Here is a 20,159-nt window from a genome sequence, read left to right on the forward strand (position 1 = left end):
AATCATTGAGATTGTTTACCGTCGAGAAAACGGGCCGAGTCACCAGAGGAGCACGATGAAGCCTCCGCACCAGCGAGCCCGCCGACTCGTCCCCCTCGCCCTGATCGCGGTCTGGCTCGTGGCAGGCGCGCTGCTGGGCCCCTTCGCCGGACGGCTGGGCGAGGTCGCCTCCAACGACCAGGCGGCCTTCCTGCCGCGCAGCGCGGAGTCCACCCGGGTCCTGCGCGAGCAGGAAGCCTTCCAGCAGCGCGAGACCCTGCCGGTGATCGTGCTGTGGACCGCCGACGGCGCCGGCGACCTCATGGGCAGCCGGCAGCGGGCCACCGCCGCCGTGGCCGCCCTCGCCGGAGCCGACGGCACCGCCGGAGCCCCGTCGCCCGCCCTGCCCTCCGCCGACCGCGAGGCCCTCCAGGCCGTCGTACCGCTGCGCGCCGACCTCGGCGACCGTCTCGCACCCGTCCTGGAGAAGGTGCGCGCCGCCGCCGAACAGGTCCCCGGCACCCGGGTGGCGCTGGCCGGCCCGGCCGCCACCCAGGCCGACCTCGCCGACGCGTTCGCCGGCATCGACGGCGTCCTCCTCGCCGTGGCGCTGGTGACGGTCCTGGTCATCCTGCTGCTCGTCTACCGCTCGCTGCTGCTGCCGCTCGTGGTCATCACCGGCGCGGTGTTCTCCCTCGGCGTGGCCTGCGCCGTGGTGTACGTGCTGGCCGACCACGGCCTGGTCCGCGTCGACGGGCAGGTGCAGGGCATCCTGTCCATCCTCGTCATCGGCGCCGCCACCGACTACGCGCTGCTGGTCACCGCCCGCTGCCGGGAGGAGCTGGCGGCCGGCCGCGACCGCCGCGCCGCCGCACTGACCGCGCTGCGCCGCTCGGCGCCCGCCGTCCTGGCCAGCGCCGGCACCGTCGCCCTCGGCCTGGTCACCCTGCTGCTGAGCGACCTGACCAACAACCGCGCGCTCGGCCCGGTCGGCGCCGTCGGCATCGCCGCCGCCGTGCTCGGCGCCCTCACCTTCCTGCCCGCCGTCCTCGCCCTCCTCGGCAGGGCCGCCTACTGGCCCGCCCACCCCGAGCGGCACGCCGGCGCCACCGGGCTGTGGCGCCGCGTCGCCGCCCTCGTCGACCGGGCGCCGCGCCGTGTGTGGGCGCTGTGCCTCGCCGGCCTGCTGGTCTGCTCGGCGGGCGCCCTCACCCTCGACGCGCGCGGGGTGCCCCTCGACGAGACGTTCGTACGCGACGTGCCCTCGGTCGCCGCCCAGCGGACCCTCGCCCGGCACTTCCCGGCCGGCTCCGGCACCCCCGTCGTGGTCCTCGCCGACGCCGCCGCGGCCGAGCAGGTGGCCCGCACCGCCCGCGCCACCCCCGGCGTCGCCGCCGTCACCGCCACCGGTGCGCAGGGGCGGCCCGCCGCGAAGCCCCGTGCCGTGGACGGGCGGGTGCGCTTCGAGGCCACCGCGAAGGCCGCCCCGGACACCCAGGAGGCCCGCGACACCGTCGCCCGGCTGCGCACCGCGCTGCACGCCCTGCCCGGAGCCGACGCGCTGGTCGGCGGCTACAGCGCCCAGCAGTACGACACGCTGCGCGCCGCCGAGCGGGACCGCACCGTCATCGTGCCGGTGGTGCTCGCCGTCGTCCTGGTCATCCTGATGCTGCTGCTGCGGGCCCTGGCCGTGCCGCTGCTGCTCGTGCTGACCGTGGCCCTCAACTACACCGCCACCCTCGGCGTCGCCGCGTTCGTCTTCCGCGACCTGTTCGGCTTCAGCGGCTCCGACCCGTCCGTGCCGCTGTACGGGTTCGTCTTCCTGGTCGCCCTCGGCGTCGACTACAACATCTTTCTAATGTCCCGGGTCCGGGAGGAGACGGTGCGCCACGGCACGCGGGCGGGTGTGGGACGGGGACTGGTCGCCACCGGCGGCGTCATCACCTCCGCCGGGGTGGTGCTGGCCGCGACCTTCGCCGCCCTCGGGGTCATCCCGCTGGCGTTCCTGGCACAGATCGCGTTCATCGTCGCCTTCGGTGTGCTCCTGGACACCCTCGTGGTGCGCTCGCTACTGGTGCCCGCGCTGGTGCGGGACGCCGGGGACCGCGTGTGGTGGCCGACCCGGCCGGGTGCCGGAAGGAGCGGCGGCACCGACGGGACACCGGCCGCACCGGCCGGCGCGGCAGCACCCTCGCACGCCGGTGACGAAGGCCGCTGACCGCCCCTCCGGTCGCGTCGGCCGGGCGGTCACGGCCGTGCCGTACCCAGGCCGTGCCGGGACCTGCCCGGTCGCGGCACGCCGACGGGCGCCGGGCACCCGTCGGCGAGTCGCGGCGGCGCGGAACCAGCGGCCGCCCCGGCCCGTCTCACGGTGCCCCACGGGCCCGCTGCCGCTCCTCGCGCAGCACCTCCTCCAGGTCGCCCAGCCGGTCCAGACCGAGCACCGCCCGGCGCATGCGGGCATTGCCGGGGTGCCGTAAGAACCGTGTCACCAGCCGCAAACGGCGGTGATCAGTCCTCAGACCTGGTGGGTTGGGGCAGTTCCGACGTGCTCGTCCACTCAGCGAGTGCGAGGCGACCGCCATTCAACTCAGGTACGTAGTTGTAGCTCGTGTTCCTGGAGACGCCGAGGAGCTTCGCGATCGAGGTGACAGCATTCTCCGGGCGGGCGAGCAGGTCACGGGCGTGGCGTACCTGCTCCTCCGTCATCGCCGGTGGGCGGCCGAGTCGGACGCCGCGGGCGCGAGCGGCGTCCAGGCCCTCGTTGGTGCCCTGCACAATGAGTTCGTGAACTCCGCCAGGGCCGGGAACACATAGAGAACCAGGCGCCCGCCGGGCGTGGTTGTGTCGAGCGCCTCGTGCAGCGAGGTGAAGCCGACACCACGCTTGCGCAGCCGCCGCCGGTGGCCACGTACGGCCCCGTGACGGATGCGTACGGGTTCTTCGCGCGGGTCGTTGACGAGGGGCGTGGCGGTTCGAGTTCCGGCGCTACTGAACTTGAACTCGTGATGTCGGGCGGCTCGTGGTGGCGGCGTCAGGGTCCGAGACCGCTGGCTCGGGTTCAGGACGGTGGCTGTAGCCAGCGCCGCGCCGCGGCGAGATTCACCTCGACGTCATCGCTCCAAGAGCAGACCTCCAGCGATGAGAGATAGCCGCCTTGCGCGAAGACCAGAACTTCGCCGGGGCACTCGCCGGTTTCGGTGACCAACTGTAGGTCGGCAGCCACGATGGTGCCAGGGCCTGTTGGTGCGGGTTCCACCGCATCGGCGTCGAGTTCGAAGTAGGCAGTGCCGCACCCGCAATTACAGCGCGATTGCACCCTGAGTTGGGGCACCTGTCGTCGGAGGGCGACGTGAACGGGCTCGTCCGGGTTCAGGACGAGGTCAAGCACGTCGGCTATATCCTCGGGCAGGCTGGCAGTCATGCCGCCACCGTAGCTGACCAGCAGCTTTGGGCTTCGACCAATTTCGGGTCCGCCGACCCGACGCTCACAGGTCCAGGGCCAGGTCCGTGCCTGCGAGGCAGCCGTCGATGACCTCCGGTCGGTACTGCAGCATCTTCAGTTTGCGCTTCACGGCGCGGGTGATCTGACCGAGGTCGGCCGCGGCGAGGTTGCCGATGTCGCGCTTGACCAGCGACCAGACGCCCTCGGTCGGGTTGAGGTCCGGGGCATAAGTGGGCAGCTGGAACACGGTGAGCCACTCGGCGTTCGCGTCGATGAACGCGCGCATGCCGACCGTCAGGTGCAGGCGGACGTTGTCCCAGACCAGCACGATCGGTCCGCAGAGCTGGATGCGGGCGCGGACGATCAGGTCGCGGAAGTCCCGCCAGCCGAAGCCCTTCGGCTCGTCGGCCCTTGGGGAGTACAGGAACGGAATTTAGCGGTAGCCGTCCATCACTCTGCCGACTGTGCGGGGCGGGGCAGAGCTGGCGTTCTGTCCGGCTCGCCGAGCGCGGCCCGGCCGCCTTTCAGTTCGGGTACATACTTGTAGATCGTGTTGCGGGAGACGCCAAGCAGCCTGGCGATCGAGATGACGGTGTTCTCGGGGCGGGTGAGTAGGTCCCGGGCGTGACGGATCTGTTCCTCGGTCATGGCTGGCGGGCGGCCGAGGCGGGTGCCACGGGCGCGGGCTGCGTCCAGGCCCTCGTTGGTGCCCTGGACGATGAGTTCGCGGATGAACTCCGCGAGTGCTGCGAACACGTGGAAGATCAGACGTCCACCCGGGGTGGTGGTGTCGAGCGCCTCGTGGAGCGAGGTGAAGCCGATGCCGCGCTTTCGTAGGCCGGAGACGATGGCGATGAGGGGGTTGAGGAACATCCGAACGAAAACCGGCGCTAAGGATCAGTCGGCCCAGGTGGGCGGCTGACGGAGCGTCGGCGGACGGACCCGTCTGAAGTCTTCCCGCAGATAACGCCCTATTATCCGTGCTATCGCCGATCGCGGCCTGCGGCGATGTCTGCGGGGCCGTACACGAAGCGACCCTGTTATCTGTGGCAAGGGGGAATCGGTGCCCGCCGTCGTACGACTGCCCGCCGGGAAGGCGCTGACCGTACGGGCCGCGGCGGACGTGTTCCTCGACTCGCTCGATAACCCGAACACCCTCCGCAGCTACAGCACCGGGATCGGCAAGACCGCCGAACGCCTCGGCGAGATCGGGGTGCCGGTAAGAACGCTGTCACCAGCCGCAAACGGCGATGATCAGTCCGCTGACCTGGAGGGTCGGGGCAGTTCTGCCGTGTTGGTCGACTCGGCGAGTGCGAGACGGCCGCCCTTCAGTTCGGGCAGGTAGTTGTAGATGGTGTTGCGGGAGACGCCGAGCAGCTTCGCGATCGAGGTGACGGTGTTCTCCGGGCGGGCGAGCAGGTCGCGGGCGTGACGTACCTGTTCGTCGGTCAAGGCCGGCGGGCGGCCGAGGCGGGCACCTCGGGCGCGGGCTGCGTCCAGGCCCTCGTTGGTGCCCTGGACGATGAGTTCGCGGATGAACTCCGCCAAGGCCGCGAAGACATGGAAGACCAGGCGCCCGCCGGGCGTGGTCGTGTCGAGTGCTTCGTGCAGCGAGGTGAAGCCGATGCCGCGCTTGCGCAGGCCGGACACGATCGCGATGAGGTCCTGGATGGAGCGGCCGAGTCGGTCCAGTGACGGGACCACGAGGGTGTCGCCCTCGCGGAGGTAGTCGAGGGCCTTCCACAGCTCCTCGCGTTCGGCGTTCTTGCCGGACTTCTTGTCGGCGAAGATCCGGATGCACCCGGCTTCGGTGAGCGCGTGGATCTGCCGGTCGAGCAGCTGTCCTTTGGTGGACACGCGTGCGTATCCCACCAGGCTGCCGGTCCGTACGGCCGGAACGGGGGCGAGGAGATCGGCGGTGTCGTCGTCCTGGGGTGGCTGCACCTGCCAGATCGTACAGAAAACGGTGCTCCTCAAGTTCTTGAGCACATCGACTTTCTGACACCGTTTTATGGGCATGATCCGGTGCCGATCCGGCCGCTCATCGCAGCTTACCGATCTTGCTCATCAATCGGTCGATAGATGAGCAGGGGCCCACAAGTGGCCGAAACGCAAAGAGTTCTTCGCGAAGAACCCTTTGCGAAGAACTCTTTGCGGTCTAGAGTGCGCGACATGACTGACACCAGCGCGGGACCGGATGTCCCGCAAGTCGAAGCGGACGCGGTTGTTCTGGACGCCAAGGGGTTGCGCGCCTTGGCGCACCCGGTGCGTGTGCAGTTGGTCGGGCTGCTGCGGAAGTACGGCCCGTCCACGGCCACTCGCCTCGCGGAACGGCTGGGCGTCAACTCCGGGACGGCCAGCTACCACCTGCGCCAGCTCGGCGCTGCCGGTTTCGTAGAGGAGGACGCAGAGCGCGGCAACGCACGGGAGCGCTGGTGGCGTTCGGTGCATCGGATGACGGAGTTCAACGACCGGGACTTGGCTGATCGGGAGCCCGAGGCCGCACTGGCGTACCTGCAGTCTGTCGCTGCCACCTACAACCTGCGCACTCAGCGGATGGTGAACGAACTGCAGACGATGCCCCGTGCGTGGCGGGACACCTTCGACATGAGCGACTGGGCCCTGCGGCTCACGCCCGACGAGGCCGTCGCCTTGCGCCAGGAGCTGAGGGACGTCATCGCCCGTTACCGGAGCGATACGCCGGAGGCGGCGGCGAGTGCCCCCGAGGGGGCCGAGCGGGTCGCCGTGGTTACGCACCTCCTGCCCGAGTTGGATGCTCCCTCACCGTCAGCCATCCCTTCCGGTCCTCAGGAAGCGACAGGAACGGAAACGCCGTGACGGAGAATGCCCCGGACCCTGATGGCATACCTGGCAAGCGGTCCTTACGCCCGCTGGGCGGGGTGCTGGCGGCCATGGCCGTGTCGCTCACCGGCACCCGGATCTCGGCCGTCGCACTGCCCTGGTTCGTTCTCGTCACAACAGGCAGCGCCACCCAGACCGGCCTGGTTGCCTTCTGCGAGATGACCCCCTACGTGGTGGTCAAGGCGTTCACCGGGCCACTGGTGGACCGGATCGGGCCACGCGTCGTGTCCTGGACCACGGATCTGGCCAGCGCAACCGCCGCCGCGGCGGTTCCCCTGCTCCACGCCCTGCACCTCCTGTCCTTCCCCCTCCTGCTGGCCCTGGTCGCGATGATCGGCGCCGTCCGCGGCCCCGGCGACCTGGCCAAAGAGGTCATGGTCCCGGAAGCCGCTGAGCGTGGCAGGGTGCCACTGGAACGGGCAACCGGGCTGTCCGGCGTGACCGAGCGGCTCGCAAGCACCGTAGGCCCGGCAGCCGGCGGCTCCCTGGTGGCGCTGCTGAGTCCCCTGACAGGGCTCGTCGTCAACGCAGGCTGCTTTGCTCTCGGCTCGGTGATCATCGCACTAGCTGTTCTGTCTCGGGAGGTTGTGGACGGGTGAGCCAGGTCTCGGCTGAGGGATCTTGAACAGGTGAGGGCCTTCCGGTTCGGTGTGGATTGCGACGTCTACACCTGACAGAAAGGCCCTCGTGCCCCACCGTAATGCACCCCTGACCGAGACCGGCCGGCTGCGCCTGGCCCGGTGCGTGGTCGTGGACGGCTGGCCGCTGCGCCGGGCCGCCGAGCGCTTCCAGGTCTCGCCGACCACAGCCCAGCGCTGGGCCGACCGCTACCGGGCGTTCGGCGAGGCGGGCATGCGCGACCGCTCCTCCCGCCCGCACACCAGCCCGCGCCGCACCCCGACCCGCACCGAACGCCGGATCATCAAGGTCCGTCTCCTGCGCCGCTGGGGCCCGGCCCGCATCGCGGGCCTGCTGCACCTGGTGCCCTCGACCGTGCACCGCGTACTGACCCGATTCGGCCTGGCCCGGCTCACGCACCTGGACCGGGCCACCGGCCGGGTCATCCGCCGCTACGAACGCGCCAAGCCCGGCGAGCTGGTGCACGTCGACATCAAGAAGCTCGGCAACATCCCCGACGGCGGCGGCCACAAGACCCTGGGCCGGCAAGCGGGCCGCAAGAACCGCTCGAACGCCGGCTACAGCTACCTGCACACCGCCGTCGACGACCACTCCCGCCTCGCCTACAGCGAGATCCTCGGCGACGAGAAGAAGGAGACCGCCACCGCCTTCTGGCAGCGGGCCCACGCCTTCTACAGCCGGGCCGGGATCACCGTCGAGCGCGTACTGACCGACAACGGCGCCTGCTATCGCTCCCGCGACTGGCGCGACACCCTCGCAGCCGCCGGCATCGCCCACAAGCGCACCCGGCCCTACCGCCCGCAGACCAACGGCAAGGTCGAACGCTTCAACCGCACCCTGCTGGACGAGTGGGCCTACGCCCGCCCCTACCGGTCAGAAGCCGAGCGCCGCGAAGCGTTCCCGCAGTGGCTGCACACCTACAATCACCACCGCGGACACACCGCGCTCAAGGGCCAACCACCCGCCAGCCGCGTCCCCAACCTCTCAGGGCAATACAACTAGCGCTGCCTCGCGGCATGGGGCACGCAGTAGAAGAAGCCTCTCCGCAAACTGGTGAGACGGGATCGGGCTACTGGCGACGGTTCGGCGAGGGCTTCACCTTCCTGCGCAGCGAGCCATTGCTGCTCACCGTCATCGTCATGGTGGGGATCACCAATCTGCTGGACGCAGCGTTCGCCACGGTGCTCATGCCCGTCTGGGCCAAAGAGTCCGGCAACGGACCAACCGCAATCGGCCTGACGGGCAGCGTGATGGGAGCCGCGGCGGTCGGCGGCAGCCTGATAGCTGCCATGGCCGCCCACCGGCTGCCACGCAGGGCGGTGTTCTTCACGGGGTTCCTCCTGGCCGGGGCCCCGAGATTCCTGATCCTCGCCTTCGATGCACCGTTGGGGGCAGTACTCGCCGTCTTCGCCATCAGTGGATTCGGCTCGGGCTTCCTTAACCCGGTACTGGGCGCCATCCTCTTCGAACGAGTGCCGCGCCGGATGCTGGGCCGGGTCAACGCGCTCGGCGACTCGCTCGCCTGGGCCGGAATCCCTCTCGGCGGCCTGCTCGCTGGGGCAGCGGTGGCCGCTGTCGGGCTCGTGCCGGTACTGCTCGCCTCCGGGGCCGCATACTTCCTCACCACGAACCTGACTGGACTGCGGCCGGAGTGGCGCGAGATGGACCGTCCGGGCGGGCGAGGCGTCCTGAAGCGGCCACCTGAGGAAGACGCTTCACAGACCAGCGCGACTGCCACGACATGACGTTCATGGGAGGGGACAGCCATCTGCCTGTCCCCTCCCTCCCGCTGCTTCAGACGTCGTCCGGGCTTTCGTCGGCGGCATTCGGGTTGCGCAGCGGACGCAGGCCCGGCGCCGGCGGCCGGGTGAAGGCATAGCGGCCCAGGAAGTTGATGTGGTCGTACTGAAGAGGGGACAACCGGGCGAGCAGCTCGTCGGTGACCGGGAAGCCGTCGGCGGCCAGCTGCTTGACGGCGGCGTCGATGTAAAGGCTGTTGAACAGCACTACAGCGTTCAGGGCCAAGCCGAGCGCGCCGAGCTGGTCCTCCATGCCTTCGCGGTAGTGCTGGCGCAGTTCGCCGCGCTGCCCGAAGAAGATCTTCCGGGCGAGGCGGTGGCGTGCCTCGGTGACGTTGAGCTGGGCGCCGATCATCCGCCGGTATCCCTCGTCTGAGACGAACTGGAGCAGGTGCAGGGTCTTGAAGATCCGCCCGTAGTGGGCGAAGGCGTCGCCGAGCCCAGTCGGTTTGCCGTCTCGGGACAGCATGCGGATCAGGTCGTGGCCCCGGACCTCGCCGAGGGTCAGGGAGCCGGCCACGCGGAGCATGTCGCCCCAGTGGGCGCGTATCCGGTCCAGGCGGATGGTGTGGTTCGAGACAGGCTGGAGCGGCCCGTAGTCGGCGGCGGTGTTCGTGCGCCACAGCCGGGCGTCTGAGATGTCGGCGATCCTCGGCGAGAACTGGTAGCCGCAGATCGCGAACAGGCCGAAGACGATGTCGGAATACGAGGCGGTATCCGTGATGACGGTCTCCGGCTTCGGTCCGCCGTCACGGGCGTGAATGGCGTCCAGGATGAACAGAGAGTCGCGCAGCGTGCCCGGCACGACCACCCCGCCCAGCCCCATCACCTGGTCGTTGACCACGTTCAGCCAGGTGGCGCCCTTGTACCGCAGGCCGAAGTACCGGGGATTCGAACCCGCGTACAGGGTCTGCACGGGGACCGTGAAGCGGACGCCGTCGGCGGAGGCGACGAGGCCGCCGCCCCACGCCCGTACGACGTCGATCTTCGCCTGGGCGTCGATGAACAGGCCGTTCGCCGCCGAGATGTTCTCCGCCCGGAAGTAGCCCTGATCGACCTGGACCAGGCGGCCCCGGGTGAGCGCTGTGACGTCCGGCTTGATGACCGGGGTCATCCCGACGTTGCACGCCTCGCTCAGCAGCACAGCGCACAGGCTGGTGGTGAAGCCCTCCATGTGGGAGTCGGCGCCGGAGATGTGCGTGAACGCGTCCGCCATGCCGGTCAGCTCGGCGACCTCCAGCAGCAGTTCGGGGAAGTCGACCTTCGGAAGCATGCCGTTGACCAGCTGCCTAAACGGTGGCATGAGCTTGGGCTCCTCGGCCTTGCCGAGCTTGGCCAGCTTCAGCTTCCCGCCCACGACCTCCAGCGCGGTGTTGCCCGGCAGCCCGGCGGCGACCTGGACGTACGCGGCGTGCAGGGCGGAGGCGAGTTCGGCCAGATGTCCGGCCGGTTCGCTCTCCAGGCCGAGCGCGGTGAGCAGCTTCGGCTCGGCGGCCGTCCACTTCTCCCCGGCCAGCAGCTTGGCGCGGGGGTCGCCCCAGCGGTCGCCGTGCTTGGCGAACACGTCCCGCCGACGCAGGGAGCGGTGCAGGTGCTCCAGGACGCAGAACGAGTAGGCGGCCTTGTCGACCAGGCCGTGTGGCAGGTTCGGGTTGGCGAACACCAGCCGCCGCCAGGAGCCGGTCACCAGGTCGGAGGCGACTTCCTCGGCACCGACCTTCTTGCGGCCGATCAAGTCCGGCAGTCCCTTGAGCGCTTTCACAATCGAGGCGCCGGCCTCGACCGCGCCGAAGTCGATGACCTCAACCAGGAGGCGGATGAAGCCGCGCACGGTGCCGTAGCGGGCGACCAGCTCGGCCCGCCATTCCGCGTCGTCGTCCCCGTCATCGTCCGGGACCACCGCAGCGATTGTGGCGAGCGCCTCGGCCAGCTGCTCGCGTGGCACGACCTGCTCGATCGCCGACCACGCGTCCACCACGGAGACCATCTCGCCGCTCTCCGTCGCGGGCGGCGTGGTCAGCAGCACGTCGACCGCCGCAGCGACCTTCTTCGCCGCCTTCCGTAGCTGCGGCAGAGCCTTGAGCTTGGCGTCGTTTCCCATCCGCTCTGCCTTCGCCAGCAGCCTGGTGGCCATCAGCGCGTGCAGCAGATCGAGTGCGTCGTCCACCGTCGCGGTCTCCAGACGCCGCACGGTCGCCAGCAAGGTGGCGGTCTGCCGGGTCACCTCCAACCGCTTGAGTGTCGGCGCCTTCGAGGTCAGCCCATACCGGGCCAGTCCGGTCATCCGCGCGGCCGGGATCCGTCCGACGTCAACCGCGCCAGCCCCCAGGCCCCGCACCTCGCGGACGCGATCCAGGGCCAGTTCCATGGCCTTGCCGGACACCCGCATTGGGCCCAGCCGCAGCCGCTCCAGCTCCGACACCCGCTTCTTCTCCGGCACCTCCAGCAGCCGGACCATCTCGGTGCGCAGCTCGTACGGCACCGCCTCGTACAGCGTGACGTGCAGCCGATCGTTCTCCTCCTGGCGGACCGCGGCCACCATCCGGGCCAGCGTCGTGATCCCGGGCAGTAGCACCCGGTTGTTCACCAGCCACACCACCGCCCGGTCGAACAGAGCCCGCGGCCCCTCCAGCGACGACCACACCCGCGCCGCCAAGAACTCCCGCAGCTCCGCCTCGCCCGCGGCGAAGTCCCGGTAGCCGTACTCGTCGCGGATCTCCCACGCGTGCTCGTACGCCGTCTGTGAGCGCGTTCCGTACTCGGCGAAGTGCTCGTCATCGATGCCGAGCTGCTCGGCGACAAACCGCACCACGGAGGCCGGGACCGCCGTGGGGTCCTCGGTCAGGAACGTGCCCAGCATCCGCACCGTGCCCCACTGCACCGCCCACCCCAGTCTTGTGGCCGGACGGCGCTTAGCCCTCGCCAGCCCCAGGGCCTTGGTGTCCAGGCGGAAGAACTGTTCCAGCTCGCCGGGCGACGGCTCCGTGGCGAACAGGCCGTAGCGGGCCTCTTGCTCAGCAGACAGGTACTCAACAGGCATGCCGAGGACCGTAGAGCCCGCTGACCAGGCGAAACGGGCACGTCACCGAACCGGAATCAAGATCGCCCCACTACCGCTAAATTTCGTTCCGATACTCCCCAAGGGCCTCGTCTTTGCGGCCCCGGTATTCACGGATCGCGTAGATCAGCCGGGACCGCCGGCCCGGCTTGTAGCAGGCCATACCCGCCATCGACACGCGTCCCGAACCCCGGCCCCTCACCCTCACGACCGGGGTCTGGCCGATACGGCCCCAGGTCCTGGCACGCGGCGGAGTCATCGACTGCCCGGCCTCGTCTTCGAAGACGATCCAGGCGTTGCGCTCCGCCGCGATGCTCTTACCCGCGGCCAGGTCTCCTTCATCCAGACCTCCACTGCGTCGTCATCACGCTCGATCGCGCGTCTGGTGGGCTGCTGCCAGCTCCAGCCGTGCCGCTTCAACAGCCGCCAGGTGCCCTCGACCGTGTAGGAGACGTGGAAGAGCCGGCCGATCAGCGTCTTGATCCGTGCCAGGGTCCACCGCTGATCCGCCCAGCCGTGGGCCAGTGGACCACGCTCCAACTCCCGCTCCAGCCTGACAAACTGGGCTTCACTGAGTCGAGGTCTTCCCGGCGAACCCTTCGACAGGACTCCCGCTTCTCCGCTCTCGCGCCAGGCCCGGCGCCACCGCTCGACCGACCGCACGCTGATCCGCAGGGCAACGGCAATCTCCGCGTTCTTCTGCCCGCCCTCGAAACGCTCCACAGCCTGGAGCCGCAATCGCTCCCGCGTGGTCCTCTCGGCGTCGGTCAGCCCGCCGCCCTGCGCGTACCTCACACCCCACGGCTACTGGCTCCGACGGCCAGCTGTCAGGCGAACGGCCCCGACATCACCCAATCAAGTTCAGTAGCGTCATGCGGCCCGGCCGAAACAGGTCACCAGTGCCGAGACCATCGCCACTGCGTCGCCAGCGACAAGGGCTGACGAAGAGTTGCTTTTGCCTGCGGTAGTGGCCCGCGGAGTGGACCATGCGATACGACATGGGAAGGCAGTTTGGAAGCGAGGGGGGAAGAGTGAGCGCTGGGGCCAGGATGCCGGTGTGTGTCGACGTTGAGTTCAGGTGGAGGCATCCAAACGGATGGTTACGCGAGTTTCCGCCGCGGACCGGAAACGGCGAACGCGTCATGGTCGTCGAAGTTGCGTTCCGCAACGCACATCGTGAGCTGGCTCATCAACTAGCGAGCTATGCCGAACAAGAGGGCTTGCTAGAAGGTGTCGGGGAGCACCAGTACAGGGCGCCTGCGTCCACTGACTACTCGACACTCATCGGGGCGACAGTCACGCTTCTTGGGGCTGCCGGTGGCATCGGCGGAGTTGCGGCTGTGCTCAAGGTGTTCTTCGAGCGCAACAACGGCAAGAAGGTCACCTTCGGTCAAGACGGGGAAGTCCTGGGCGTCGAAGGACTGAGTTCTGACGAGATCGTCCGCCTCCTTGAAACGCTTCGCGACCAACGCGTGGAAGAGGAGAACGCAGGAAGCAGCGCGCAGGAGGAGAGAGCTCGGGAGCCGGAGGAAAGAGATCCGGAGCCGGAGCAGTCCCTTCGCTCTCCGTCACCACGTCGATCCTTTTTTCAACGCCTTCTTGCTGCTCGTCGAAACCAGTGATGAACCTGGAAGCTGCGCTCTGGGAAGCGCCTCCCAGAGCGTCCGGTCCACCAGATCGTTGCCATTCGACGTGCGCGGCCGACTCGGGCAGCCCCAGCCCCGTCGCGGTGGCCGCTACGCAATGATCTGCCAGCCCGCTCCCAGGGAGTTGGCGTTGCGGACGCCGTCGATGGCGGTGCGGCTGACTTCGAGGGTCCGTCCGTTGTCGTACATGCGGGCCACGGGCCGCCCGACCATCGCGACCGCGCGGAGAACGCCGGCGTCGTCCGCTGCACCGACGCAGAAGGGGCGGCCGGTGGTGCCGGTGCCAGGTGGAGACGAAGGCCTTCGCATCCCGCTGCCGCACAGGTACCAGGTGCAGTGGGACGAGGTCGCTCATCGGCTCCAGCCCGCCCACAGCTGCAGCCCGGCCCACAGCCCCGGGCGGGGACCGCGCCGCGGCGCCGTCTTGTCCGTTTGCGCGAGCATCCGCGCGCGCCGTACGACTCGTACGAGGATGATTGCGGCCGGGGAGAGCAGTGCCGCCCACAGCGTCCAGTTGGCGAGGAAGGGGACCAGGACGAACACGACCAGTGCCTTGTTGCCGTGTCCGGCCAGCGTGAAGGTGCCCCACTGGATCAAGGAGGCCGCCCACTCAAGTCACCTGGACATACGGTGGAGCCCCGAGCAGATCTGCCAGGCTCTGCGGGCCCAGTTCCCCGACCGGCCGGAGATGCACGTGGCCCATGAAACGATCTACCAGGCCCTCTATGTCCAAGGTCGTGGAGAGCTGCGCCGTGAACTCGCCAAGGCCCTGCGCACCGGCCGCAAGCCTCACCGCCAGGCCGCCTGCCGTCAGCCGCGGTTCGCCACCCCGATGGTCATGATCAGTGAGCGCCCGGCCGAGGCCGAAGACCGGGCCGTTCCCGGCCACTGGGAGGGCGACCTCATCATCGGCAAGGACGGCACCTCCGCCATCGGCACCCTCGTCGAGCGCGCCACCCGCTACGTCATGCTCCTGCACCTGCCCCAGGGCCGCACCGCCGAACACGTCCGCGTCGCCCTCGTGGAAACAGTCCAGACACTGCCCTCCCACCTGGTGCGGTCTCTGACCTGGGACCAGGGCTCCGAGATGGCCGCCCACGGCGCCTTCACCGTCGCCACGGACATCCCGGTCTACTTCTGCGACCCGGCCAGCCCCTGGCAACGCGGCTCCAACGAGAACACCAACGGACTGCTACGGCAGTACTTCCCCAAGGGCACCGACCTTTCCGTCCACGACCCCGAACACCTGGCCGCCGTCGCCGACCAGCTCAACCGCCGCCCACGCAAAACGCTCGGCTGGGAAACCCCAGCCGAGCGCCTGCATAAACTACTCGCGGCCTGATCAACACGACCACGTGTTGCGACGCCCCCTAGAAACCGCCGGGGGACGTTGCGGCAGGGGTTTTCGGGCCCCGGCCAAGCCTGGGCGACACAGCCGTGACGAGTGCGTCAGCCCCTTCTCAGTTTGGAAGGTTTCCTCCACCCGCCATCTGGAACCTGCGACCTTGACCAGGGTGGCCAGGGATGTCGGCGTGGTGGAGTGGCAACGGTAGTAGGCGAGTTCACCGGTGGTGCGGTTGCGGCGGATCAGTAGCTGGTGGTGGCCCGGTGCTGCTTCGGCGAGGTCGATGACGGCCCAGTCGTAGAACCGTTGTCCCTTCGCGCCGCGTCCGGCCGAGAGCTTCTGCCAGGCCCGCTTCGGTACCTTCCGCGCCAGGATATCGGCGCGGAACTTGCCTGCGCCGGTGGGTACTTCGGCTGAGCAGGCCACCGCGAGGACATAGCCGATGCCGCGTTCCTCCAGAGCCGTACGAAGTCTTGGGTTGCCGCCGTAGACCTCGTCCCCGGTGACCCAGCCGACGTGGTGTCCGGCGTCCAGGAACCGTTCGATCATCGTGCGGGCCAGGTCGGGCTTGGTCGCGAATGCGGTGTCCGGGCCGAGGCCGGCTGCTTGGCAGCGGTCCGGGTTGCACGTCCAGGAGCGTGGGATGTACAGCTCGCGGTCCACCGCCGCGTGCCCGCGCGTCCCGGCGTAGACGAGGTAGACCGCGACCTGGGAGTTCTCGATTCGTCCAGCCGTTCCGGTGTACTGGCGCTGGACCCCGACCGTGTGGGTGCCCTTCTTCACGTCGCCGGTCTCGTCGACCACCAGGACCGCGGCATCGTCATAGAGGTGCTCGACGACGTATTCGCGCACGTCATCACGGACGCCATCGGCGTCCCAGACGGCTCGACACAGCAGATGCTGCATGCCGTACGGGCTGGACTCCCCGGCCCATTCCGCGATCGTCCAGCAGTTCTTGCGCGGCAGGTCCGACAGCAGGCCCCGCACCAACCGGCCGGCCCGCAGCCGTGGCTCGACCCGGGCGAACCGTCCCGCGATCCGGCCCATGGCCACCTCGAACGCCTCCCGCCAACGGACGGGATCTATGCTGTGACCTGCGGCCACCGTCTCATCGTTACTCCACAGAAGTCACGATGATCAACAGTGGCCGCACCCGTCTCCGCACCGGGCCCGGCCAGCACCATCACGCACTACGAGCGTTCGGTGAGCAACTCCGCCAGGCGGTCGGCAAACTCGGTGAGCCAGTCCAGCCGAGGTCCACTGCGGACGATACGAAACCCGTGACGGCGACCCCAGAACGCAGCCTGGACAGCATGGAACTGGGCCCACCGCTGGACGCGTCCGCGGTCGAGTTCCGCGGCCTCGGCAAAGACGTCCAAGACACGGTCGACAGCCTTGCGCAGGTCATCCGCCTCCAGAAGCGTCAGCGCGCGGGACTTCAGCAATGTGCCGCCGTCGTAAGCCGGATCTCCTGCATACCCCTTGGGGTCGACGGCCAGCCACGGCTCGCGGCTGGCACGCAGGATGTTCCGGGCATGCAGGTCGCCGTGGATGAGGGTGTCCGGCTGGGCCCGACCCAGCTCCCGAACGGTCGCCACGGCAGCATCCAGCACCTGGCGCGCAATGCATGCGGCAGCTCCTCGGCATCCATGCACAACTGCTCCTCCCAGGCATCGGCCTGCTCACGCAGCCGGGGCAGACCGGGCGGTGCAGGGATGGCCAGGCGGCGATTGAGCCGCCCGGCGACTGTCACCACCTCGTCGCCGTCCTCGATCTCCGCCAGGGTCGACGGCTGAACCCGCTCCAGCAGCATCGCGAACCACGCGTCGTCGCGCTCATGCAACAGGACGGCGCCGCACCCGCCCCACGCAACGAACGCATCTGGCTCATGAACGTTGCCAGGATGTGGAAACGACACCTTCAGCACGGCGCTCTCCCCAGCCCGCCGCCGTACCGGAACGACGACGCCGACGCCCCCGTGCATGACCTCTCCATCCGGCACGCACCCCCAGCGCCCCAGCAACTCCTCCACGATCCCGGGCAGCTCGGCGAGCCACGCCGCCCCGGCTTCCCCCTCGCGGTCGACGGTGCTCTGCGCGAACTCCACTGGCATCGCGATCATCCCGGCACCCTACGCGCCAGCCCACCACAGCCACCAAGCCCAAGGCGACCGCTCCCGCCGCCCGGCAGACCCCGCACTACGAAGATCACGATCTACAGCTGGAGTATTAGGTGCGGACAAATCCGGCTGGGTCCGCCAGGTAGCGGTCGAGATCCGGGTCTTCATGGAGTGCGTGGAACTCGTCCTGAATCTGCCATGCCGGGCCGAGTCCGGTGCGAAGGCGACTGAGTGTTTGGCGTACCGCCTCGTTGAAGTCGTGGCACTCCGCTTCACGCCACGGTCCCGGGTCCGGGGGGTAATCCCAGTTCAGCGACGTATCGTAGCGAGCTATCAGCCTGCGCAGGCCGTCGCGGAGGTCGTGACTGATCGTTAGTCGGTCCAGGTCAACCGGATACCCCCACACCGCCCGATCCTCCGGAGCCGCCCACACCACTGCGCCTGATCCCGCGTCGAAGAAGAACCTGGCGGTGGGCATGGCGTCGACCTCTCGATATGTACATCGGTTCAAGCAGCCACCACGGTACTCAACGATGCCAGCTCAGCAGCCCCATAATCTCCGGTTGCGGCTGACGCCTCGCCTTCATCCCGATCGCAGATCGATCGGACGAAGTGAGGACTCTCCGAGAATCAAGGAGGCCGAACAATGTCGCGCACCCCCTGCGGCACTTCAGGAAGTGCCGCAGGGGGTAGACGGACGACGCCAACCGGTGGATCACACCCAGGGAGTGGCAGATCCAGCAGCAGATCGCCCGCGGCATGGCCTACGGGCTCGGCAGCGGCGCCGTCAGCCTGCTCATCCTCTGGGCGCGCACCCGGTAGCCCGCGACGGTTGGGCGGCTCCGGGGGTTCACTCAGCGGGGGCGGGGGCCGCCATGATGGGGGTGCGGACTACAGCCTCGTCATCGCCGCCGCGCACGCCGCCGGGCCCTGCCCGCCCGGTGAGGAACCCGCGTGGGGCCGCCGCGTACACGCCCTGACCGTCGACCTGCACCTGATCGCCCAGCAGGCCGCGCAGGACATCAGCCGCCTGGAGAGCGCCTCGCGGTTCGTCGCCTTCCTGGAGAAGGTCGAGATCGAGGAGTCCAGCAGGCGCGGCCTGCTGACCCTGCGCAACCCGGCCGGCGACACCGAGCACATCCGCACCGAGCAGCAGGAGACCGACCGCGGCCGCGACCTGATCGAGCGGGCCCGCGCCCTGCATGGCCGGTGGGTGCTGGTCTTCCGGTACAACGAGAAGGCCTCCGCCACCAAGCAGGTCCGCATGCTCGCCCACCTCATGGACCTCGGCGACGGTGCCATCGCCGTGAACCTCGCCAAAAAGATCCTCACCGACGACGCCGGCGGCGCCATTCCCCGCGCGCAGGCCGCATGGGCGGAGGCCGGCCTGCCCGACACCGGCGCCATCACGGTGGAGCAGCTGGAGCAGGCCCGCGCCAAGCTGCAGGGCGCGTGAGCCGGGCCGACGCCGCGATGCAGGTCTTCGGAGAGGATGGGAGCGGCTCAGTAGAGGCCGCGGAGTCGAACAGCGCCCCAAGCGTCAGCATGGTTGCTCGCTCGGCGAGCCGGGCTAGTTGTTCTGTCTCGGGAGGTTGTGGACGGGTGAGCCAGGTCTCGGCTGAGGGATCTTGAACAGGTGAGGGCCTTCCGGTTCGGTGTGGATTGCGACGTCTACACCTGACAGAAAGGCCCTCGTGCCCCACCGTAATGCACCCCTGACCGAGACCGGCCGGCTGCGCCTGGCCCGGTGCGTGGTCGTGGACGGCTGGCCGCTGCGCCGGGCCGCCGAGCGCTTCCAGGTCTCGCCGACCACAGCCCAGCGCTGGGCCGACCGCTACCGGGCGTTCGGCGAGGCGGGCATGCGCGACCGCTCCTCCCGCCCGCACACCAGCCCGCGCCGCACCCCGACCCGCACCGAACGCCGGATCATCAAGGTCCGTCTCCTGCGCCGCTGGGGCCCGGCCCGCATCGCGGGCCTGCTGCACCTGGTGCCCTCGACCGTGCACCGCGTGCTGACCCGATTCGGCCTGGCCCGGCTCACGCACCTGGACCGGGCCACCGGCCGGGTCATCCGCCGCTACGAACGCGCCAAGCCCGGCGAGCTGGTGCACGTCGACATCAAGAAGCTCGGCAACATCCCCGACGGCGGCGGCCACAAGACCCTGGGCCGGCAAGCGGGCCGCAAGAACCGCTCGAACGCCGGCTACAGCTACCTGCACACCGCCGTCGACGACCACTCCCGCCTCGCCTACAGCGAGATCCTCGGCGACGAGAAGAAGGAGACCGCCACCGCCTTCTGGCAGCGGGCCCACGCCTTCTACAGCCGGGCCGGGATCACCGTCGAGCGCGTACTGACCGACAACGGCGCCTGCTATCGCTCCCGCGACTGGCGCGACACCCTCGCAGCCGCCGGCATCGCCCACAAGCGCACCCGGCCCTACCGCCCGCAGACCAACGGCAAGGTCGAACGCTTCAACCGCACCCTGCTGGACGAGTGGGCCTACGCCCGCCCCTACCGGTCAGAAGCCGAGCGCCGCGAAGCGTTCCCGCAGTGGCTGCACACCTACAATCACCACCGCGGACACACCGCGCTCAAGGGCCAACCACCCGCCAGCCGCGTCCCCAACCTCTCAGGGCAATACAACTAGGGCCCGGCGGGTGACCGACGGAGACAACGTGTACAGCTGGGCAGAGGGCTGGACCAGGTCCTGGAACGACGGATGGCGTCTGTGGTGGACGGCCCTCGCCTACGCGGCCCTGGACGCCGAGGGCGCCCGGGAGGAGGCGGAAGCCAGGCGCCGGCGGGAGGCGGAGGAGAAGGACGCGGCGCGGCGGCGGGCGGTCGAGGAGAGAGAGAAGGCCAGGAAGAAGGCAGCCAAGGACCGGGCGTATGCCGCGTTCTGGAGCCGCACGGGCTTGAACCAGCAGGAGTGGAAGTACTTCCGGGCCATCGCCGAGCTGTTCTTCGACCTGGACCTGGTCTTCGGCGCTCCGGATTCCCGGTACGGCGACGGCAGGCCGGTCTATGAACGCAGCGGCCCCGACGGCAAGCAGTGGACGCTGGTCGGAGTCGCCTGCCCGGACCCGAGCCGGCTGAGAGCCTGGGCGGAAGAACTGGCCCTGCTGGTCACCTCCCCCAGCGAACTCGCCACCCTCGCCAGCCGGGCGTGGGCCCCGTTCCAGGTCTACGTCCTCAACCCGCACACCGGCGAGATGGAGCAGGAGCGCGTGCTGCCGGCGACCGAGGGGCCGTAGCCCGGCCACCAG

At 69.4% G+C, this 20,159-nt stretch carries 14 protein-coding genes and 8 pseudogenes; 11 read left to right on the top strand and 11 right to left on the bottom strand.

Annotation, left to right across the window (positions count from 1 at the left end):
• Positions 1 to 55: 55 nt before the first annotated feature.
• A complete protein-coding gene (locus tag AC6I72_RS38845) occupies positions 56 to 2,197 on the top strand; it encodes an MMPL family transporter (RefSeq protein ID WP_498006751.1) in 2,142 nt (713 codons plus the stop codon).
• A gap of 293 nt (positions 2,198 to 2,490) precedes the next feature.
• Here AC6I72_RS38845 and AC6I72_RS38850 read toward each other — a convergent pair.
• The 4 genes and pseudogenes from AC6I72_RS38850 to AC6I72_RS38865 all read right to left on the bottom strand — a co-directional run.
• A pseudogene (locus AC6I72_RS38850) lies at positions 2,491 to 2,873 on the bottom strand (recombinase family protein); the annotation flags it as partial.
• A 167-nt stretch (positions 2,874 to 3,040) separates the two neighbouring features.
• On the bottom strand, positions 3,041 to 3,403 hold the full coding sequence (locus AC6I72_RS38855; RefSeq protein WP_498006753.1) for a hypothetical protein: 363 nt from the start codon (positions 3,401 to 3,403) through the stop codon (positions 3,041 to 3,043).
• A gap of 64 nt (positions 3,404 to 3,467) precedes the next feature.
• Positions 3,468 to 3,845 (bottom strand): annotated as a pseudogene (locus AC6I72_RS38860) (transposase); the annotation flags it as partial.
• A 29-nt stretch (positions 3,846 to 3,874) separates the two neighbouring features.
• Positions 3,875 to 4,291 (bottom strand): annotated as a pseudogene (locus AC6I72_RS38865) (recombinase family protein); the annotation flags it as partial.
• 196 nt (positions 4,292 to 4,487) lie between these two features.
• Here AC6I72_RS38865 and AC6I72_RS38870 point away from each other — a divergent pair.
• Positions 4,488 to 4,631: pseudogene (locus tag AC6I72_RS38870) on the top strand (integrase/recombinase); the annotation flags it as partial.
• Between the two features lie 47 nt (positions 4,632 to 4,678).
• On the opposite strand, the gene AC6I72_RS38875 reads toward AC6I72_RS38870, so the two are convergent.
• A complete protein-coding gene (locus AC6I72_RS38875; RefSeq protein WP_498006755.1) occupies positions 4,679 to 5,368 on the bottom strand; it encodes a recombinase family protein in 690 nt (229 codons plus the stop codon).
• Positions 5,369 to 5,596: 228 nt separating this feature from the next.
• On the opposite strand from AC6I72_RS38875, the gene AC6I72_RS38880 reads away from it, so the two are divergent.
• From AC6I72_RS38880 to AC6I72_RS38895, 4 genes and pseudogenes are all read left to right on the top strand, one after another.
• Entirely contained in the window at positions 5,597 to 6,262 is a 666-nt protein-coding gene (locus tag AC6I72_RS38880) for an ArsR/SmtB family transcription factor (RefSeq protein ID WP_498006757.1), read from the top strand.
• Positions 6,259 to 6,867 (top strand): annotated as a pseudogene (locus AC6I72_RS38885) (MFS transporter); the annotation flags it as partial. The gene AC6I72_RS38880 and the pseudogene AC6I72_RS38885, both read left to right, overlap by 4 nt.
• 106 nt (positions 6,868 to 6,973) lie before the next feature.
• The gene (locus AC6I72_RS38890; RefSeq protein ID WP_498006759.1) at positions 6,974 to 7,927 is read left to right on the top strand and encodes an IS481 family transposase; all 954 of its coding nucleotides are present in this window, start codon (positions 6,974 to 6,976) and stop codon (positions 7,925 to 7,927) included.
• Positions 7,918 to 8,670, top strand: a pseudogene (locus AC6I72_RS38895) (MFS transporter); the annotation flags it as partial. The gene AC6I72_RS38890 and the pseudogene AC6I72_RS38895, both read left to right, overlap by 10 nt.
• Before the next feature lie 49 nt (positions 8,671 to 8,719).
• On the opposite strand, the gene AC6I72_RS38900 reads toward AC6I72_RS38895, so the two are convergent.
• The gene (locus AC6I72_RS38900; RefSeq protein ID WP_498006761.1) at positions 8,720 to 11,764 is read right to left on the bottom strand and encodes a Tn3 family transposase; all 3,045 of its coding nucleotides are present in this window, start codon (positions 11,762 to 11,764) and stop codon (positions 8,720 to 8,722) included.
• 97 nt (positions 11,765 to 11,861) lie between these two features.
• A pseudogene (locus AC6I72_RS38905) lies at positions 11,862 to 12,577 on the bottom strand (IS630 family transposase); the annotation flags it as partial.
• Between the two features lie 191 nt (positions 12,578 to 12,768).
• Here AC6I72_RS38905 and AC6I72_RS38910 point away from each other — a divergent pair.
• Positions 12,769 to 13,404 (top strand): hypothetical protein, encoded by a 636-nt coding sequence (locus tag AC6I72_RS38910; RefSeq protein WP_498006763.1) that lies wholly within the window; start codon positions 12,769 to 12,771, stop codon positions 13,402 to 13,404.
• A gap of 114 nt (positions 13,405 to 13,518) precedes the next feature.
• On the opposite strand, the gene AC6I72_RS38915 is transcribed toward AC6I72_RS38910, so the two are convergent.
• Positions 13,519 to 13,737: an XF1762 family protein gene (locus AC6I72_RS38915; protein ID WP_498006765.1), complete on the bottom strand. Its 219-nt coding sequence runs from the start codon at positions 13,735 to 13,737 to the stop codon at positions 13,519 to 13,521.
• Here AC6I72_RS38915 and AC6I72_RS38920 point away from each other — a divergent pair.
• The gene (locus AC6I72_RS38920) at positions 13,640 to 14,770 is read left to right on the top strand and encodes an IS30 family transposase (protein WP_498006878.1); all 1,131 of its coding nucleotides are present in this window, start codon (positions 13,640 to 13,642) and stop codon (positions 14,768 to 14,770) included. The genes AC6I72_RS38915 and AC6I72_RS38920 overlap by 98 nt on opposite strands.
• Here AC6I72_RS38920 and AC6I72_RS38925 read toward each other — a convergent pair whose 3' ends face one another.
• The 3 genes and pseudogenes from AC6I72_RS38925 to AC6I72_RS38935 form a co-directional block, all read right to left on the bottom strand.
• Entirely contained in the window at positions 14,771 to 15,820 is a 1,050-nt protein-coding gene (locus tag AC6I72_RS38925; RefSeq protein WP_498006880.1) for an IS701 family transposase, read from the bottom strand.
• Between the two features lie 143 nt (positions 15,821 to 15,963).
• Positions 15,964 to 16,895: pseudogene (locus AC6I72_RS38930) on the bottom strand (aminoglycoside phosphotransferase family protein).
• Between the two features lie 106 nt (positions 16,896 to 17,001).
• A complete protein-coding gene (locus tag AC6I72_RS38935; protein WP_498006767.1) occupies positions 17,002 to 17,370 on the bottom strand; it encodes an immunity protein CdiI family protein in 369 nt (122 codons plus the stop codon).
• A gap of 354 nt (positions 17,371 to 17,724) precedes the next feature.
• On the opposite strand from AC6I72_RS38935, the gene AC6I72_RS38940 reads away from it, so the two are divergent.
• The 3 genes from AC6I72_RS38940 (at position 17,725) to AC6I72_RS38950 (ending at position 20,147) form a co-directional block, all read left to right on the top strand.
• Positions 17,725 to 18,348 (top strand): hypothetical protein, encoded by a 624-nt coding sequence (locus tag AC6I72_RS38940; RefSeq protein ID WP_498006769.1) that lies wholly within the window; start codon positions 17,725 to 17,727, stop codon positions 18,346 to 18,348.
• Between the two features lie 238 nt (positions 18,349 to 18,586).
• On the top strand, positions 18,587 to 19,540 hold the full coding sequence (locus AC6I72_RS38945) for an IS481 family transposase (RefSeq protein ID WP_498006759.1): 954 nt from the start codon (positions 18,587 to 18,589) through the stop codon (positions 19,538 to 19,540).
• 28 nt (positions 19,541 to 19,568) lie between these two features.
• Positions 19,569 to 20,147, top strand: a complete 579-nt coding sequence (locus AC6I72_RS38950; protein WP_498006771.1) for a hypothetical protein — start codon at positions 19,569 to 19,571, stop codon at positions 20,145 to 20,147.
• The last annotated feature ends 12 nt before the right edge of the window (positions 20,148 to 20,159 follow it).

This window comes from Streptomyces sp. Xyl84, assembly GCF_059731885.1.

Coding starts and splice junctions, on each gene's coding strand:
- AC6I72_RS38910 (WP_498006763.1), top strand. CDS start 12,769: ATGCGATACGACATGGGAAGGCAGTTTGGAAGCGAGGGGGGAAGAGTG.
- AC6I72_RS38880 (WP_498006757.1), top strand. CDS start 5,597: ATGACTGACACCAGCGCGGGACCGGATGTCCCGCAAGTCGAAGCGGAC.
- AC6I72_RS38855 (WP_498006753.1), bottom strand. CDS start 3,403: ATGACTGCCAGCCTGCCCGAGGATATAGCCGACGTGCTTGACCTCGTC.
- AC6I72_RS38900 (WP_498006761.1), bottom strand. CDS start 11,764: ATGCCTGTTGAGTACCTGTCTGCTGAGCAAGAGGCCCGCTACGGCCTG.
- AC6I72_RS38915 (WP_498006765.1), bottom strand. CDS start 13,737: ATGCGAAGGCCTTCGTCTCCACCTGGCACCGGCACCACCGGCCGCCCC.
- AC6I72_RS38845 (WP_498006751.1), top strand. CDS start 56: ATGAAGCCTCCGCACCAGCGAGCCCGCCGACTCGTCCCCCTCGCCCTG.
- AC6I72_RS38935 (WP_498006767.1), bottom strand. CDS start 17,370: ATGCCCACCGCCAGGTTCTTCTTCGACGCGGGATCAGGCGCAGTGGTG.
- AC6I72_RS38925 (WP_498006880.1), bottom strand. CDS start 15,820: ATGGGCCGGATCGCGGGACGGTTCGCCCGGGTCGAGCCACGGCTGCGG.